Here is a 15807-nt window from a genome sequence, read left to right as displayed (position 1 = left end):
GTGCCGGGCCGCTGGTCAGGTCCAGCGCAGGACGCCGCGCCGCCACGCGTAGAGGATGCCGAGCGCGACGATCGCCACGAAGACGCCCATCTCCACGACCGTGGTGGCGCCGAATCCGGGCCGGTCGAAGACCAGCGCCCAGGGGAACAGGAAGACCGCCTCGACCGCGAAGAGCACGTAGAGATACGCGTAGACGTAGTACCTGATCTGCATCTGCGCCCAGTCGCCGCCGACCGGGTCGATGCCGCACTCGTACGTGGCCCGCTTGCCCCACGGCTCGGCCGGCCGGCTCGGACGTAACACCCGGTTCGCCGAGAACGCCGTCACGAAGAAGAGCACGGCGGCGAGCAGCAGCAGACCGAGCGTGGCGTACGAGCCGAGGTATCCGGTCACGACCGGAGCGTACCGGTCTCGTCCAGATGTCCCGGACACGTTACGAATTTGTTTCCTGGCAGGACTAGTGCCTGATGGCAAGTATCACCGAATAATGGGATCCCGTTGATCGTCCGGAGGACAGATGCCCCGCCCCAGCGTTGCGCCCGATCGGCGGGCCGCGTTCCGCCGTACCCTCGCGGTGCTGGCGCCCGTGCTCGTCGCGGCGATGGTGGCGGTGGTGCCCGCCGGGGCGGTCGCGCACCCGGGCCCGGCGGCCGTGCTCCGGGCGATCGAGCCGGTGGAGCCGGGCGGCGACCCCGGCGGCGAGCCGTCCGGTCCGGCGCCCAGCGGCGACCCGGCGCCCACGGCGACGGCCCCGCCGCCGACCGAGGCGCCGCCGCCACCGACCACGCCCCCGGCGCCGGCCCCCACCTCGCCGGCCGCGCCGCCGGCCAGCGCGCCCGCCGATCCGGCGCCGACCACCGCCGCGCCGGCCACCACGGCGCCCGCGCCGCCGCCCGTCGTGCCGCCGGTCAAGCCACCACCGCCCCCGCCGGCGCAGCCGGCCGGCGGCCCTCTGGGGGTACGCGTGAACACCGGCGACGTGGTGCTGCCGCCGGCCTACTGGAACGCCGACGCCACGGTGGCCGCGCTACGGGTGACGGTGACGAACACCGGTGGGCGGGCGGAGCGGATCAGCCTGGGCTACACGCTGCCGCCCGGGCTGTCCGACGCGGGCACCCCCGGTTGCGAGCCGGCCGGTGGCGGCAACCACCGCTGCGCCGGGTGGGACGCGGAGCCGGGCGCCCGGTTCAGCGCCACCATCCGGGTCCGGGCCGACGGCGACGCCTGGCGGACCATGCCGCTGGCCGGGTCGGTCCAGGTCACCGCCGTCGCACCCGGGGTCAGCGGCGCGGCGTACGACGACGAGGGCTTCGCCGTGCTGTTCCCGCCCGGGCCGCCGGTACCCGGCATCTCGCTCCGCGCCGACGAGGTGCTGTTCGACATCAGCGGCGCTCCCGCGACGCTCACCGTCCGGCTCGGTAACACCGGCCGGGTCGACGCGGCCGGCCGGATCGACGTTCTCCTGCCCGCCGGGGTGACAGTCGCCGGCAGCGAGCCCGGCTGTGCCCCGGTCTCGGCCGACCGGACCCGCTGCGATCTGGGCGTGCTGGCGGCGGGGCGGACCGGCGGCGTACGGCTGACGCTCGCCGCCTCGGCGGAGGCCCAGCGGCTGGCACCGCTGTCCGGCGCGGTGATCGGCCGGCTGGACCCGCGCAGCGGGCGGGACCGGCAGGTGCAGATGAGCTTCCGGATCAGCGCCGCCGCGGCGGACGCCACGCCGCCGGTCGCCGCGCCGGCCCCGACCGGTTCGCAGGGCGTGCTCGTCGCCGCCGGCGAACGCGACGGTGACGGCACCTCGGTCCGGGGGGCCGCCATCGCGTTGATCGCCGTGTCCGGTCTCCTCGTCGTGCTCGCGCTGGCTCTGGCGACCCGCTCGCTGCGCCGCCGCAGCGACATCACCGCGCCGGAGCGGCCGGTCGCCGACAGGTGATCATGGATATGTGGTGATCTGGGTTACGGGCCCAGGTACTAAACGCTGCAAAGCAGGGCATACAGCAGCCCGATCCAGTCCCATACGTCGGACCTCGACCAAGGTGGCCCTAACGTGGCGACGTAGGCTCTGACGTGAGAATCGGAGCGGGCCGGACCGGCGAGGGTGACGGCGCTCAGTTAAGCGAGGTGCGGGTGTGACCAAGCAGATCCGTCAACTGGACCGGGTGGTCATCCGGTTCGCCGGTGACTCCGGCGACGGCATGCAGCTCACCGGCGACCGGTTCACCTCGGAGACGGCGCAGTTGGGCAACGACATCTCCACGTTGCCGAACTTCCCCGCCGAGATCCGCGCTCCCGCCGGCACCCTGCCCGGCGTGTCGAGCTTCCAGGTGCACTTCGCCGACTACGACATCCTGACCCCGGGTGACGCGCCGAACGTGCTGGTGGCGATGAACCCGGCGGCGCTGAAGGCCAACCTGGCGGACCTGCCGCGCGGGGCGGACATCATCGTCAACACCGACGAGTTCACCCGGCGCAACCTGGCCAAGGTCGGCTACGCGACGAGTCCGCTCGACGACGACTCGCTCGCCGGATACGCGGTGCACCCGGTGGCGCTCACCTCGATGACCGTGGGCGCGCTGGCCGAGCACGACGTGTCCAAGAAGGACGCCGAGCGGGCAAAGAACATGTTCGCGCTCGGGCTGCTGAGCTGGATGTACTCCCGCCCGTACGAGTCGACCCTGCGGTTCCTGGAGCGCAAGTTCGCGGCCCGCCCCGAGCTGGTGGCGGCGAACGTGGCCGCGTTCCGGGCCGGCTGGAACTTCGGCGAGACGACCGAGGACTTCTCCGTCCGGTACGAGGTCAAGCCCGCCAGGATGCTGCCGGGCACCTACCGGAACATCACCGGCAACGCGGCGCTGTCGCTGGGCCTGGTGGCCGCCGGGGTGCGCTCCGGGCTGCCGGTGTTCCTCGGCGCGTACCCGATCACGCCGGCCTCGGACATCCTGCACGAGCTGAGCAAGCACAAGAGGTTCGGCGTGGTCACCATGCAGGCCGAGGACGAGATCGCCGCGGTCGGGGCGGCGCTCGGCGCGTCGTACGGCGGCTCGCTCGGCGTGACCACCACGAGCGGTCCGGGCGTGGCGCTCAAGAGCGAGACGATCTCCCTGGCGGTGGCCCTGGAGCTGCCCCTGGTCATCGTCGACGTGCAGCGGGCCGGGCCGTCCACCGGCATGCCCACCAAGACCGAGCAGGCCGACCTGAACATGGCCCTGTACGGCCGGCACGGCGAGGCGCCGGTCGCGGTGATCGCGCCGAAGTCCCCGTCGGACTGCTTCCACGCGGCGCTGGAGGCGGCCCGGATCGCGCTGACCTACCGCACCCCGGTGATCCTGCTCTCGGACAACTACGTCGCGAACGGCTCCGAGCCGTGGCTGCTGCCGGACGTGGAGTCGCTGCCCGACCTGCGGGTCGAGTTCGCCACCGAGCCCAACGGCGAGGACGGCACGACCTTCCTGCCGTACCTGCGGGATCCGCAGACGCTGGCCCGCCCGTGGGCGGTGCCCGGCACGGCCGGCCTGGAGCACCGGATCGGCGGCCTGGAGAAGGCCGACAAGACCGGCGACATCTCGTACGACCCGGCCAACCACGACTTCATGGTGCGGACCCGGGCGGCCCGCATCGAGACCATCCCGGTGCCGGACGTCGAGGTGGAGGACCCGGACGGCGACGCCCGGGTGCTGGTGCTGGGCTGGGGCTCGACGTACGGCCCGATCGGCGCCGCCTGCCGTGGCCTGCGCCAGCGCGGGCTCTCGGTGGCCCAGGCCCACCTGCGGCACCTGGCCCCGATGCCGGCGAACCTCGGCGAGGTGCTGAGCCGCTACGACAGGGTGGTCGTGCCGGAGATGAACCTCGGCCAGCTCGCCCACGTGATCCGGGCGAAGTACCTGGTCGACGCGATCGGCTACAACCAGGTCCGCGGCCTGCCGTTCACCGCCGCCGAGCTGGAGACGATGCTGGAAGAGGTCCTGAAGAATGTCTGAGCCCGTCGCCCTGAAGCTCACCGCCAAGGACTTCAAGTCCGACCAGGAGGTGCGCTGGTGCCCCGGTTGCGGCGACTACGCCATCCTGGCCGCCGTGCAGGGCTTCATGCCGGAGCTGAACATCCCCCGGGAGAACATCGTCTTCGTCTCGGGCATCGGCTGCTCGTCGCGTTTCCCGTACTACATGAACACGTACGGCATGCACTCGATCCACGGCCGCGCCCCGGCGATCGCCACCGGCCTGTCGGTGTCCCGGCCGGACCTGTCGGTCTGGGTGGTCACCGGTGACGGCGACGCGCTCTCCATCGGCGGCAACCACCTGATCCACGCGCTGCGCCGCAACGTGAACCTGAAGATCCTGCTGTTCAACAACCGGATCTACGGGCTCACGAAGGGCCAGTACTCGCCGACCTCCGAGGTCGGCAAGATCACCAAGTCGACGCCGGTCGGGTCGGCGGACGCCCCGTTCAACCCGCTGTCGCTGGCACTCGGCGCGGAGGCCACGTTCGTGGCCCGGACGATCGACTCGGACCGCAAGCACCTCCAGTCGGTGCTGCGGGCCGCCGCCCAGCACGAGGGTTCGGCGTTCGTGGAGATCTACCAGAACTGCAACATCTTCAACGACGGCGCGTTCGACCCACTGAAGGAGCCGGCCACCCGGGACGACTTCCTGATCCGGCTGGAGCACGGGCAGCCGATCACGTTCGGCAAGGACGGGCAGTTCTGCGTGGTGCACCCGCCGGGTGGCTTCGGGCTGGAGGTGCGGGAGACCGCGAACACCCCGGCCGAGGAGATCGTCGTGCACGATGCCACGGTGGCCGACCCGGCGTACGCGTTCGCGCTGTCCCGGCTGCCCGGCCTGGACCTGAGCAACACCCCGATCGGAGTGTTCCGCTCGGTGGGCCGCCCCTCCTACGACAGCACCGTGCAGGAGCAGGTCGCGGCCGCCAGGGCTAGCGTCGACCAGACCCCGGAGCAGCAGCTCGCCGCCCTGCTCGGCAGCGGCGACACCTGGACGATCCTCTGATCCGCCGCTGACCCGTCACGCGAGAGGGCGGGCCGTTCCCCCGCGGAACGGCCCGCCCTTCGCGTGTGGCGCAGCCTGGTCAGGCGGCCGCCGAGGCGGGCACCCACAGCTCGTCGACGGCCCGCTCGGCAGCGGCGAGGCTCTGCTCGAACAGCGGGATCAGCTCGGCCATCGCCGGGTTGACCGGGGCCAGGGTCAGCTCGGCGCAGATGAACCGCGGCTCCAGCCCGGTCAGGGAGAGGCCGTGCGGCAGCCACGGCTCGGCGTGGTCCCAGCCCTCCCGCGGGGTGCCCGCGCCGTACCCGCCGCCGCGGCTGACCAGGACGACGAACTGGCGGTCGCCGAGCAGCCCGGCGTTCGTCACCGGGTCGTACGCGATGCCGGGGGCGATCAGGTGGTCGACCCAGGACTTCACGCTGCTGGGCGGCCCGTAGTTGTAGAGCGGCAGCCCGAGCAGGACCGTGTCGGCCTGCTTCACCTCGGCCACCACCTCCTGGGTCCGCCGCCAGGACGCCGCCTGCTCGGGGGTGTGCTGATCCGGCGGCACCATGCGCGCGAGACCGCTCGCCGTGTCCAGGTGTGGCAGCGGGTTCTGGCCCAGGTCGCGGTAGGTGACGGTGCCGTCCGGGTGGGCGGCGCGCCAGGCGGCGGCGGCACGGGCGGTGAGCCGTCGGCTGATCGACCGCTCCCCCGTGATGCTGGAGTCGATGTGCAGCAGGTGAGCCATTTCTTTCTCCTCCATCGATCGTTTGTGTAGAACAAACTATTTATAGCAGGTCGATGTTTCCCGGGGCGCGTAAACTGGGTCACATGTCCGCCGCACCGGTCGAGGAGTCCGAGCGCCGCTCCGGGCCCCTGCTCGACCATCTGGCCCGGCGGATGCGGCTGCGCTCCGAGTCGGTGCTGACCCCGCTGGGCCTGCGCCCACGCCACCTGGTGGCGCTCACAGTGCTGCGCGACTCCGGCGGCATCAGCCAGCAGGCGCTCGCCGGCACGCTTCAGATCGACAGCACGAACGTGGTCGGGCTGCTGAACGACCTGGAGGCGGACGGCCTGGCCGAGCGCCGCCGCTCCCCGGAGGACCGCCGACGGCACGAGGTACGCCTCACCGAGGCGGGCACCAGGCGGCTCCGCGAGGCCGAGTGCGCGCTCGCCGGAGCCGAGGAGGAGGTCCTCGGCGCGCTGGCTCCCGGCGAGCGGGACCTGCTCTACGACCTGCTACGACGGGCCACCCAGGGCCGGTCGTCGACGTGCGGCGAAGTGCTCGCGGAGGGCGGCCCGGGCACCTGCTGAACGTCGCGCTCAGCGGGGCGCGGTCAGAGCGCGGTGGTGGCCTGCGGCCGGTCGTCCCGGACGTGGACGAGCATGTCGCCGGTCTCGATCACCGCGCCCGCACGGTCGTTGAGCGTGACCACCTTGCCCCGGCGGACCAGCGCGATGACGAGCGACTCCAGCTCACGGGGTGAGCGGCCCACCTCGTCACGCTCGGCCGACCGCATGGCCAGCGCCATGCCCTGACCCGGGGTGAGCAGGTCCTCCACCACGTCGATCAGGGGCGGGGCCGAGGTGGACAGGCCGAGCAGCCGGCCCGCGGTGGCCGACGAGACGATCACGTGGTGGGCGCCGCTCTGCTTGAGCAGCGGCGCGTTCTCCGCCTCGCGTACCGCCGCGATGATCCGGACCTGGCCGGCGGTGAGCTGCCGGACCGTGAGCGCCACCAGCACCGACGCGTCGTCGCTGTCGGTCGCGATGATGACCGACTTCGCGGTACGCACGTGCGCCTGCTCCAGCACCGACGACCGGGTAGCCGAACCCTCGATCGTCACCAGCCCGTTGGAGGTGGCCTGCCGCAGTGCGGGCCCGCTCCGCTCGACCACCACGATCTTGGACTTGTCCGTGCCGTTCTCCAGCAGGGCGGAGACCGCGCTGCGGCCCTTGGTGCCGTAGCCGCAGATGATGACGTGGTCCTTCACGGTTCTCCTCCACCGCGACAGGCGACGCCCGGTGCGGTACTGCTCGGTCAGGACTTCCAGGGTGGTGCCGACCAGGATGATCAGGAACAGCACCCGGGCGGGGGTGATGAACAGGACGTTGGCCAGGCGGGCGGACGGGCTGACCGGGGTGATGTCGCCGTACCCGGTGGTGGAGAGCGAGACCACCACGTAGTAGAAGCAGTCGAGCAGGGTCAGGCCGCTCTCGTCGACGTCGCGGTAGCCGTCGCGGTCGAGCCACACCACGAACACCGTGGCGAAGACCAGGCCGAGGGCGGCGAGCAGGCGCAGACTCAGCGCGCTCAGCGGCCCCCGCCGCTGCGCGGGAAAATGGATCACCGTCGGTCCCGCTCCGCCACCGTCGCCTGCACGCCCTCAAGATAGCGGGTACGCCCCGAGCCGGCTGGTCGGGCAGGGGCCGGTCCGTCGCCGCGAGCGGTAAGGATTTCGTCACATCCATCGGCGCCGTCACGGGTGAGACTGATGACCGACCGGTCGTCCCGCGTTGATCCACACCTGCCCGGTCGGTACACGGGGGCTGACCGGGCAGGTGCCGGGGGCGTGGACGGGGCATGATGGGGACGTCCGGACGGCGACCGCGAGGAGGCCGGCATGTCGTTGCTGCGACGCGTGATCGGCGGGGTGCTGCGGCGCATCCGCCTGCGCCAGGGCCGCACGCTGCGCGAGGTGGCCCAGGCCGCCGGCGTCTCCCTGCCCTATCTGTCCGAGGTCGAACGCGGGCGCAAGGAGGCCTCCTCCGAGGTGCTGGCCGCGATCTGCCGCGCGCTCGGGATCCACCTCGCCGACCTGCTCGAAGAGGCCCGCGACGAGCTGCGCCGGGAGCGGCCGACGCCGGTCGGCCCCGGGATCTCGGCGGCCCGGTTCGACCGGGTGCCGGCCGCGCGCACCGGGCCACAGCTGCGGGTCGGCCCGCCGCGGCTGTCCGTCACGCGCCGCCCGGTCGTGTCGCCCCGGCCGCCCGTGTCCCGCCGGCCCGCCGTCTCGCTCCGGCCGCACGTCGCCCGCCGGCCGGTCACCGCCACGCCGCTGCTGGGCGGCGCGCTGCGGCCCGTCGGGCTCGGGCCGGCGCCGCTCGGTCCGGCGTTCGACGCCGCCACGCCGATCGGGTTCTCCGGCGGCATCCGGATCTGGCCGGCTCCCTCCGCCCCGGCCGTCCGCCCCCGTCCGCGTATCTCATCGGCGGTGGCCCGGCGACGGGCCCGCGCCGGCCGGCGGCGGCCGGTCGCCGCGTAGCTTCTGCCCAGGGCGAATCTGCCCGGGGCAGAAAGCCTGGGCCGCGCGGGTGCGTCCGGCGGACGCTGGAGACCGCCGGTTCCCGGGCGGTCCCCCGCCCACCGGCGGCACGGAGGTGGGCGGCGATGGGTGGCATCTGGATGCTCGACGAGGGACAGCCGGCGTTCGGTGACCGGGTCTTCGAGCGGCTGCTGAAGGAACGGATCATCTTCCTCGGCACCGAGGTCACCGACGCGTCGGCCAACCAGATCTGCGCGCAGATCCTGCTCCTCGCGGCCGAGGACGCGGAGCGCGACATCTTCCTCTACATCAACTCGCCGGGCGGCTCGGTCAGCGCCGGCATGGCCGTCTACGACACCATGCGGTACGTCAAGAACGACGTGGCGACGCTGGCGCTCGGCATGGCCGGGTCGATGGGGCAGTTCCTGCTCTGCGCCGGGGCGGCCGGCAAGCGGTTCGCGCTGCCGCACTCGCGGATCATGATGCACCAGCCGTCCGGCGGAATGGGCGGCACCGCCGCGGACATCACCATCCAGGCCGAGAACATGCTGCACGTCAAGCGCACCATGCAGGAGCTGATCGCCCAGCACAGCGGGCGCACGCTGGAGGAAATCCAGCGCGACTGGGACCGCGACCGCTGGTTTACCGCCGAGCAGGCCCGCGAGTACGGCCTCGTCGACCAGGTGCTCACCCGCGTCGACCAGCTCGCCGGGTGAGCCGGGACGGCCCGGCCGATGATCCGGCCGGGCCGTCCCGACGCCGGTCAGGGGTAGCTGACCACCGGGCTGGTGCCGTACGAGCCGACGACGGGAGTGCCGGCCTCGTTGATCGTGCGCTCGATGCCGCCGCTGCCGTCCAGGAACACGGTGATCGCGTCGTGGAACCGCACGCCCGCCCGGCGCGGCGCCTCGATCGCCCGGTCGCAGCGGATGTCCACGCCCTGGTTGAAGTACGAGTACACGCCGAGTCCCCACGCCTCGTGCGTGCGGACGTGGTCGGCCACCTTGTACGAGGCCCAGCCGTTGCCGGTCGGGCTGCGCCAGGCCGCCTGGCTCGGCGGGTCGTAGGGCAGCTCGCTCTGGTAGAACACGGTCCGGCCGCGCTCACCGTTCCAGATCGTCTGCCAGCGCTGGTAGTGCTCGACGAACAGCCCGTACGCGGTCACGTCGTCGCCGTTGACGATCACGCCGGTGGCGGCGGTGTTCACCGTCCAGCCGATCGTGCCCGCCCGGCCGTGGTCGCCGCGCCAGGCCCAGATGTTGTCGATGAGCGTGTGCCGGCTGTGCACCACCAGGCTGGTAGCCGCCCGCCCGGCGTACGGGCCGCCGATGCGGAAGAAGACGTCCTGGAGCGAGATCGGGTTCGTGGCGTGGGACCGGTGGCAGTGCCGCGTGCCGACCTCGACCAGCACCGGTGACTCGACCGGCCCGGCGTCCACGAGCACCCCGGCGACGCGGACCCCGTCCACGTCCTCGATCCGCAGCGCCGCGTCCCCCCGGTCCGGCACCAGGCTCGGCATGCCGAGGCCGAGCACGACGGTGTCCGGGCGGCGTACCCGCAGCGCCCGGTCGAGGTGGTAGACGCCGGGGGTGAGCAGCAGGTGCCGGCCGCGAGCGAGTTCCGCGTTGATCCGCTTCGCCGAGTCGGTGGGCCGGGCCAGGAAGAACGCGGACAGCGGCAGCGACGGCACCGGAGCGCCACCGGCGGCCCAGGTGGTGCCGGCGGTGTTCCGGCGCAGGCGCGGTACGGCGACCCGCCAGGCGCCCCGGGCGTCGACGAACAGGTACGGCTTCTCCCGGGTCACCGGGCTGCTCGGCAGCGTGGTGTACGGCGGGTCGGGGAAGCCCTGCGCGGGCGCGCCGATCACGCCGGAGAAGACCTGGTTCCACACGCCGTTGGTCCACTCGCCGCCGAGTTCGCTGTCGCGGGTGAGCCACTGCTGCTGTGAGCCGTTGATCGTGATGCCGTCCACCTTGGAGTCGGCGATGTAGCCGCCGCTGGAGTAGCCGCCGTTGCCGGGTTCCAGCCACAGCACGCCCTTGACGTGCACCCGGCGCATCGGTGACGCCTGCGAGACGGCCCATTGGTTCGACCAGTCGGTCGGGGTGACGGCGAGGTTCTCCGCCGAACGCCAGAAGTTGGTGAGCGCGGAGATGCCGGCGGGCGAGTTCGGGTCCGGCTGGCCGACCACCCGGACCGCGCCGTGGATCTCCACGTCGTCCGGGTGGGTACCGAGACCGGCGACAGTCGTGTAGTAGCCGAGCCGGGCGTCCACCTCGTAGCGGCCGGGCTTGAACAGCACGGCGTACCTGTCGAAGCCCATCTCGTTGCGCTCCTGGGCGGTGAAGAGCCGGTCCAGCGTGGACTGGATCTCCTCGACCGGCGTGTCCTGGTCGTACACGAAGACGTTCGGTCCGAAGTCGGGCTCGCGGGCCGGGCGCGCGGCCGGGGACGCGGCTGCGGCGCCGGCCGGGAGGCCGAGGGCGGTGAGCGAGGCCGCGGAGGCGGTGAGGGTGAGGAAACGGCGGCGGGAGGGGTCGGGTGATCGCATCTGCCTGCCTGTTCGGTGATGGGACGGGAGAGCGCTCTCTCGCTGTTCCTACCCCATCGCCGTCGATACCGCCAGGGCCCGCCGGTTCCGAAACCGGCGGGCCCTGCTGCGGTCCGTGCTCAGGCGCGCTCGGCGCGCCGCTTCACCAGGTCGTCGACGAGCTTCTCGACGTAGTCGGCGGTCTCCTCCCAGCGGGTGACCGCCGCACAGCGGATGCCCATCGCCTTGACCGGGTAGTCGTTGCCACCCACATCCAGGCGGTCACCCACGAAGAGCACGTTGTCGATCTTCAGATCCAGGTGCTCCAGCAGCTTGCGCATGCCGTACGCCTTGTCCACGCCCTTGCGGGTGACGTCGATCGAGGTCGAGCCACCGCCGCGCACCTCCAGGTCGGGCAGCTTCGCCGCGACCGCGTCGCGCAGCCGCCGCTTCTTGTCGCCGTCCGGATCCCAGCCGTACTTCTCGGCCGGCGGGGCGGACTGCCCCAGCGCGGAGAACGTGATCTGGCTGCCCCGGTCCTCGATGATGTCGCCCCAGGTCTTCGTCTCCCACAGGCCCAGCGCCTGCGCCGACTCGGTGAGCGCGGCGACGACGCGGGCCTTGTCGGCCTCGGTGAGGTCCTCGGCGTAGACCTGCCGCCAGTCCCCGTCGGACCACCGGTAGTAGCGGGTGCCGCAGGTCGGCATCAGGTGCAGCCGGCGGCGCTGCTCCTCGGTGAGTTCGAGGTGGGCGAGCACCTGCGACTGGAACTGCTCGAACCGGCCACCGGAGATGACCAGTACGTCCACCTCGGTGAGCAGGTGGCCGAGCAACTCCGCCATCCGACGATCGATCTGGGACTTGGAAATCGCCAGGGTGTCGTCGAGATCGAACGCCACCACTCGAAGATCGTTCACGAATACCTCATGTCGTCGCGGACAGGCCAGGACATGCCAGGGTACCGACGGGTCCTGGCACCGGCCTGAGGACCCGGCAGGCGGCACGCCCTCTTGACGGAGAGTAACGCGGCAGGCCTCCGGGCGGGCCCCGCTTCCCGCTCCCGACGTTCGACGCTCCCCCGTTGACGGGATCGTCGAACATCGATAGCGTTCGGCCGATAATTACTTTCATCGATGGAGGTGCGCCGGTGAGATTCCTTCGAATGCGCGGATGCCTCGTTGCCCTCGCCGCGACCGCCCTGACGGCCACCACAGCGGGCGTGGTTCCCGCCACCGCCGCGCCCGCCGGCGACATGTCCACGCTGGCGAGCTCGTCCACCTTCCCGCTGGCCGACCCGGACACCTTGCTGGCGAAGGACGGCTCCTACGTCACCTACGGCACCACAGTCGGCGCCGGGACCGGCGCGCGCTGCGGCGCGACCGGCAGGCTGTACGTACCGGTCCTCGTCCACGGCTCCGGCAACAGCGTCGGCATGGCCGACTGCGCCTCCCACGACGCCCTGCCGTCCGGTCCCGGCGCCTGGGCCGAACCCGGCGGCGCGGTCTGGGCCCCCGGCGTCGCACGCTTCGACGGCCGGTTCTTCATGTTCTACACCGCCTCCCGCAAGGGCTCCGGGCAGAAGTGCATCGGACGGGCCGTCTCCGACAGTGCCCGCGGCCCGTTCCAGAACCAGGGCGAGTGGGCCTGCCCGGACGCCGGCCGGTGGGCACTGGACGCCAACCCGTTCGTGGCTGGCGGGAACCTGTACGTCACCTACCGGGACGACGCCATCGCCTCCGGCGCCGAGACCGGCATCTCCACGGTCCGCACCGACGGTGAGGGCCGCGCCATCTGGGACACCCGCCGGGACATGCTCAAGAGCACCGACATCACCTGGGACACCGCCAAGACCAGCGGCGGTACGCACGTGGTCGAGAACCCGTCGATGTGGAAGGCCGCCGACGGCGACTGGTACCTGATGTACTCGGGCAACAACTGGGACAGCGCGCGCTACTCCACCGGCATCGCCCGCTGCGGCGCCACTCCGCTACCCGGCTCCCGCTGCACCCCGATCCGCGAGGGCGTGTCCCGCCCGTTCTTCGGCTTCACCGGCGCCGCCGGCCTCAACCCGATCCGCGACCTGCCCGGCAACCACCAGGGCCCCGGCGGAATGGACGTCTTCGCCGCCGCCGACGGCAGCGAGCGCGTGGTGTGGCACTGGTGGAACGGCACCACCCGCTTCCCGATGACAGGCGTCCTGACCCGCCCCTCCACCGGCTTCCTCGTCTCGTAGCCGGCCGTCCACGTAGCAGCCGACCAGTAAGGAGTCGCATGGAACGCGTCAGCAGACGACAGGCACTCGGCCTCGCGGGCGGCGTCGCGCTCGCCGGCGCCCTGGGGTTCCCCGCACCCGCCGGGGCGGCGACCGCCTGGCGGAACCTGGGCGTCGTCACCGCCAACATCGGCCGGGCGAACCTCGACAAGCGCAAGGCCGCGATCACGGCGGTCCGCAACGCCCTCGACATGACCGGCCCCGAGGACCGTCCGCTCGTCGGCTGGCAGGAGATCGGCGGGGGTGACGGTGACACGAAGGAGAAGGGCTGGATCAACGAGCTGTTCGGCGAGCGCTACCGCAACGTGCACCTCGACGACGGCGGGCACTACGTCCCGATCTCCGTGCCCAAGGCGTACGACGTGCTCGACAAGCACGTCACACCCGTACACGAGGGTCTGGCGGGCGTCTCGGTGAACCGCGTCATCTCCGAGGTCCTGCTGGCCGCCAACGACGACGCGGCGCTTCAGTTCGCGTTCCTCAACACGCACTTCGTGGCCGGCGCGTTTAACGGCCAGGAAGATCCGCACGAGGAGTGGCGCAGGACCAAGTGGGCGCACCACTTCGACGTCCTCCGGGAACGGATCTCCAGTTGGCAGGCCCGTGGCTACCCGGTGATCTGGACCGGTGACACCAACCGCAACCCGATGCCGAAGCTGTTCCCCGCGAAGGAGACCCGCGCCTTCGACGCCGGCATCGACCAGATCGGCTGGCTCCAGGGGTCGAACGGAGTCCAGATCCAGTTGCGCAACCGCAAGACGGTGCCCATGCACGTCGACGGCCACGACGCCCGCGTGGCGGTGCTCCAGCTCCGCCGGGCCTGACAGCACGCCTGCTCACCATGCGCTCTGGCCCAGTCACGCTCGGTTGAACTGCTTCACGGAAAATTGCATTTGGCAAGAGCTGGCACCGGAATTTTCTCGATGCGATGCATCTGCTTGTCAGGTACCCGACAGTGAAATGCCGACTCTTGTGCTAGCCGTCCGCCGGGAGCATGCTCGAACCGTCGAACGGCACAGCGTCGCCTCACACAGAGGGCGGCGCCCGGCTGCCACCGGACGCCGCATTCGACTCCACCGCTGCAACGGAAGGAGTCACGTTGACTGTAATCCCTCACGGGTCAGACTTCGAGACACCAGAGGACGAGGACGAAGCCGTTGCCGAACTGACAGGCCGGCACCGCATCATCCTGGCGTACATCAAGACGCTCAGTCCGATCATCGCCGCCGTCGTCGCCTGCATCGGGACGCTGGTGGCAGCGCTGGTCCGCTGACCCGCCGGCCCCGCGCTCCGGCTCCGGCCGGACGCGGGGCCGTCCCGTTCCCCAAGGATCTGGCACACTGCGGCGATGCCGACCTTCGATCGCCTCTTCGCCGAACACGTCGGCACCGGGCTGGCCCGTCAGTTGGCGCTGGCAGATCTCCTCGGCGAACGCGACTGGCAGCTCGACGTGCCCGACGGCACCGTGACGTTCGGGAACGACCTGCGATACCGCGTCCAGCTCCTCGGCACCGAAAGTCACGACGACGGCACCTGGCTGTGGGCCTGGGCGAACGAGGCCAGCAACCTCCCACCGGCGCTGCTGCACCTGGCCGGCTGGCTCCGCGAGTACGGGCACCGCCAGCAGGTCGCCGAACTCACCGAACCCACGTACCCGCTCCGGCGCGCCGACGGACACCGGCTCGCCCTGCTGGCGTCCGGCCTGACCGGCCGCTGCTACTACCGCGGGCCGTACGACGGCGGCGCGGTCTTCTTCCACCTCGACGACGCCCCGCCGCAGATCACCGCGCCGGTCCGGCCGGAGCGGGTGCCGACCGTCCTGGCCCAGGTCCTCCAGTCCTTCCCGGTGGAACACCGCGTCACCGTCGAGGCGTTGCTGCACCAGCAGGGATGGCGCCTGGACCGGGCACCGATGTCGGTGACGGCACAGAGTCAGGACGGCTCCGTCCTGCGCGTCGACTTCGACGCGATGGGGCGTGTCAGCAACATGTCGGGGACGGTCAGCCCGTAGGCGAATCTGGTGCCCCGGCAGGATTCGAACCTGCCGCACGCGGTTCAGCACGTGTGGACACGGCCGAGAGCGGCACGGCGGTTACCTCGCTGGACCCGCGCGGCTCCCACCTCCAGGAGCTGACCGCCGTCGACCCTCGGGTCCCGTCCCATCGGGCCCGTCGTCGGGGCGATGCCATCCCCGAGCTTCACCTCGACCCTCGCTACAGGCCCGTCTGACTTGTCCCCGTCGAGACCCAGAGCACGAACACGATCGTCACGACCACCCCGGCGACTGCGACCAGACCGGTCACCAGGGCCGCACGAGGCGAGTGGCGCCGACGCAGCTCGAAAGCCGCGGTGACAGTGAACAGCAACGCGAACATCTCGAACGCGGCGAGCCAGAGGAGTCCGATGAAGCTCAGCAGGCCCTCGACCATGTCGCGGCCGGAAAAGATCAGCCAACCGCCGTATGCCGCGCCTCCCCAACACAACGTCGCCAGGATCGCCAACACGTACACCGCTCGATAGGAAACGGGGGCAGAACGGCCACCCTCCGGCATCGGGAGGTGCGTCCCGGCGGGACCACCGGGCTGACTCGACCGTCGAGGCGGATGAGAGGGGGGCATACGCGGAGGCTAGCCCCGCAGGTGTGCCACGGGAATCGGTCGACAGGCCCGCAGCGGCCTCGGCACGGAAACGGTGCGAGTCACGACAGGTGGAACCGTGGCGCGCCAATGCCGCGGTCGCGCCAGCGGCGAAAATCGCTG

The 15807-nt window shown here is 71.7% G+C and carries 16 protein-coding genes; 10 read left to right on the top strand and 6 right to left on the bottom strand.

Annotation, left to right across the window (positions count from 1 at the left end; all coding sequences use genetic code 11):
- Nucleotides 1-15 precede the first annotated feature (15 nt).
- Nucleotides 16-393: an NADH-quinone oxidoreductase subunit A gene (locus AB0D28_RS02060; RefSeq protein ID WP_030501070.1), complete on the bottom strand. Its 378-nt coding sequence runs from the start codon at nucleotides 391-393 to the stop codon at nucleotides 16-18.
- 124 nt (nucleotides 394-517) lie between these two features.
- Between AB0D28_RS02060 and AB0D28_RS02055 the strand changes: the two genes are divergently transcribed.
- From AB0D28_RS02055 to AB0D28_RS02045, 3 genes are all read left to right on the top strand, one after another.
- Nucleotides 518-1930 (top strand): hypothetical protein, encoded by a 1413-nt coding sequence (locus AB0D28_RS02055; protein ID WP_357381245.1) that lies wholly within the window; start codon nucleotides 518-520, stop codon nucleotides 1928-1930.
- A 196-nt stretch (nucleotides 1931-2126) separates the two neighbouring features.
- Nucleotides 2127-3974, top strand: a complete 1848-nt coding sequence (locus AB0D28_RS02050) for a 2-oxoacid:acceptor oxidoreductase subunit alpha (RefSeq protein ID WP_357381243.1) — start codon at nucleotides 2127-2129, stop codon at nucleotides 3972-3974.
- Complete coding sequence (locus AB0D28_RS02045) at nucleotides 3967-5001, top strand: 2-oxoacid:ferredoxin oxidoreductase subunit beta (protein ID WP_357381241.1); 1035 nt, start codon at nucleotides 3967-3969, stop codon at nucleotides 4999-5001. Before AB0D28_RS02050 ends, AB0D28_RS02045 begins: the two co-directional genes overlap by 8 nt.
- Nucleotides 5002-5080: 79 nt before the next feature.
- Here the strand turns inward: AB0D28_RS02045 and AB0D28_RS02040 are convergent, their stop codons facing one another.
- Nucleotides 5081-5743: an NAD(P)H-dependent oxidoreductase gene (locus AB0D28_RS02040; protein ID WP_357381239.1), complete on the bottom strand. Its 663-nt coding sequence runs from the start codon at nucleotides 5741-5743 to the stop codon at nucleotides 5081-5083.
- Nucleotides 5744-5811: 68 nt separating this feature from the next.
- On the opposite strand from AB0D28_RS02040, the gene AB0D28_RS02035 reads away from it, so the two are divergent.
- Complete coding sequence (locus tag AB0D28_RS02035; protein WP_357381237.1) at nucleotides 5812-6294, top strand: MarR family winged helix-turn-helix transcriptional regulator; 483 nt, start codon at nucleotides 5812-5814, stop codon at nucleotides 6292-6294.
- A gap of 23 nt (nucleotides 6295-6317) precedes the next feature.
- Here AB0D28_RS02035 and AB0D28_RS02030 read toward each other — a convergent pair whose 3' ends face one another.
- A complete protein-coding gene (locus AB0D28_RS02030; protein WP_357381235.1) occupies nucleotides 6318-7331 on the bottom strand; it encodes a potassium channel family protein in 1014 nt (337 codons plus the stop codon).
- A gap of 273 nt (nucleotides 7332-7604) precedes the next feature.
- On the opposite strand from AB0D28_RS02030, the gene AB0D28_RS02025 reads away from it, so the two are divergent.
- Both AB0D28_RS02025 and AB0D28_RS02020 read left to right on the top strand, forming a co-directional pair.
- Entirely contained in the window at nucleotides 7605-8246 is a 642-nt protein-coding gene (locus AB0D28_RS02025) for a helix-turn-helix transcriptional regulator (RefSeq protein ID WP_357381233.1), read from the top strand.
- Between the two features lie 125 nt (nucleotides 8247-8371).
- On the top strand, nucleotides 8372-8962 hold the full coding sequence (locus AB0D28_RS02020) for an ATP-dependent Clp protease proteolytic subunit (RefSeq protein WP_357381231.1): 591 nt from the start codon (nucleotides 8372-8374) through the stop codon (nucleotides 8960-8962).
- 47 nt (nucleotides 8963-9009) lie between these two features.
- On the opposite strand, the gene AB0D28_RS02015 is transcribed toward AB0D28_RS02020, so the two are convergent.
- The gene (locus AB0D28_RS02015) at nucleotides 9010-10797 is read right to left on the bottom strand and encodes an adenylyl cyclase (protein ID WP_357381229.1); all 1788 of its coding nucleotides are present in this window, start codon (nucleotides 10795-10797) and stop codon (nucleotides 9010-9012) included.
- A gap of 119 nt (nucleotides 10798-10916) precedes the next feature.
- A complete protein-coding gene (locus tag AB0D28_RS02010; RefSeq protein WP_357381227.1) occupies nucleotides 10917-11693 on the bottom strand; it encodes an HAD-IIB family hydrolase in 777 nt (258 codons plus the stop codon).
- Between the two features lie 230 nt (nucleotides 11694-11923).
- Here AB0D28_RS02010 and AB0D28_RS02005 point away from each other — a divergent pair, with 230 nt between their 5' ends.
- The 4 genes from AB0D28_RS02005 to AB0D28_RS01990 all read left to right on the top strand — a co-directional run bounded on the left by AB0D28_RS02005 (nucleotide 11924) and on the right by AB0D28_RS01990 (nucleotide 15059).
- Nucleotides 11924-13009, top strand: a complete 1086-nt coding sequence (locus tag AB0D28_RS02005) for a family 43 glycosylhydrolase (protein WP_357381225.1) — start codon at nucleotides 11924-11926, stop codon at nucleotides 13007-13009.
- Between the two features lie 38 nt (nucleotides 13010-13047).
- The gene (locus AB0D28_RS02000; RefSeq protein ID WP_357381223.1) at nucleotides 13048-13872 is read left to right on the top strand and encodes a hypothetical protein; all 825 of its coding nucleotides are present in this window, start codon (nucleotides 13048-13050) and stop codon (nucleotides 13870-13872) included.
- 275 nt (nucleotides 13873-14147) lie between these two features.
- The gene (locus AB0D28_RS01995) at nucleotides 14148-14321 is read left to right on the top strand and encodes a hypothetical protein (RefSeq protein ID WP_357381221.1); all 174 of its coding nucleotides are present in this window, start codon (nucleotides 14148-14150) and stop codon (nucleotides 14319-14321) included.
- Between the two features lie 75 nt (nucleotides 14322-14396).
- Nucleotides 14397-15059, top strand: a complete 663-nt coding sequence (locus AB0D28_RS01990) for a DUF6882 domain-containing protein (protein WP_357381219.1) — start codon at nucleotides 14397-14399, stop codon at nucleotides 15057-15059.
- A 202-nt stretch (nucleotides 15060-15261) separates the two neighbouring features.
- Here AB0D28_RS01990 and AB0D28_RS01985 read toward each other — a convergent pair whose 3' ends face one another.
- A complete protein-coding gene (locus AB0D28_RS01985; RefSeq protein WP_357381217.1) occupies nucleotides 15262-15558 on the bottom strand; it encodes a hypothetical protein in 297 nt (98 codons plus the stop codon).
- Between the last annotated feature and the right edge of the window lie 249 nt (nucleotides 15559-15807).

Source organism: Micromonospora sp. NPDC048169 (assembly GCF_040652815.1).
Classification (GTDB): domain Bacteria; phylum Actinomycetota; class Actinomycetes; order Mycobacteriales; family Micromonosporaceae; genus Micromonospora.
This window is presented reverse-complemented; position numbering and strand designations above follow the sequence as displayed.